This window comes from Pseudomonas sp. URMO17WK12:I12 (genome assembly GCF_000514395.1).
GTDB lineage: Bacteria > Pseudomonadota > Gammaproteobacteria > Pseudomonadales > Pseudomonadaceae > Aquipseudomonas > Aquipseudomonas mucoides.
On record NZ_AZVV01000033.1, the window covers coordinates 1 to 1,053 of the forward strand.

General features: G+C 47.7%; 1 rRNA gene. It reads right to left on the reverse strand.

Annotated elements, in window-relative coordinates:
* Positions 1 to 849, reverse strand: a 23S ribosomal RNA gene (locus tag D882_RS0126925); the annotation flags it as partial.
* Positions 850 to 1,053 lie beyond the last annotated feature (204 nt).

Consider the following 1,053-nt stretch of genomic DNA (forward strand, 5'->3'; position numbering starts at 1 on the left):
CCCCCTACAGTGATACATGAGGCGCTACCTAAATAGCTTTCGAGGAGAACCAGCTATCTCCGAGCTTGATTAGCCTTTCACTCCGATCCACAGGTCATCCGCTAACTTTTCAACGGTAGTCGGTTCGGTCCTCCAGTTAGTGTTACCCAACCTTCAACCTGCCCATGGATAGATCGCCCGGTTTCGGGTCTATTCCCAGCGACTAGACGCCCTATTAAGACTCGCTTTCGCTACGCCTCCCCTATTCGGTTAAGCTCGCCACTGAAAATAAGTCGCTGACCCATTATACAAAAGGTACGCAGTCACCCAACAAAGTGGGCTCCCACTGCTTGTACGCATACGGTTTCAGGATCTATTTCACTCCCCTCTCCGGGGTTCTTTTCGCCTTTCCCTCACGGTACTAGTTCACTATCGGTCAGTCAGTAGTATTTAGCCTTGGAGGATGGTCCCCCCATATTCAGACAAAGTTTCTCGTGCTCCGTCCTACTCGATTTCATGACTAAGAGATTTTCGCGTACAGGGCTATCACCCACTATGGCCGCACTTTCCAGAGCGTTCCGCTAATCTCAAAGCCACTTAAGGGCTAGTCCCCGTTCGCTCGCCACTACTAAGGGAATCTCGGTTGATTTCTTTTCCTCAGGGTACTTAGATGTTTCAGTTCCCCTGGTTCGCCTCTTAAGCCTATGTATTCAGCTTAAGATAACCATCTTATGATGGCTGGGTTCCCCCATTCAGACATCTCCGGATCAAAGTCTGTTTGCCGACTCCCCGAAGCTTTTCGCAGGCTACCACGTCTTTCATCGCCTCTGACTGCCAAGGCATCCACCGTATGCGCTTCTTCACTTGACCATATAACCCCAAGCAATCTGGTTATACTGTGAAGACGACATTCGCCGAAAATTCGATAATACTCAATTAAGAGCAACTCACAAATTTTACCTTAGCCTGATCCGTTACCAGTGAAAGTAACGTTCAGTCTATCTTTCTATCACATACCCAAATTTTTAAAGAACGAACTAGTCAAAGACTAGAAATCAACATTCACCATCTCAA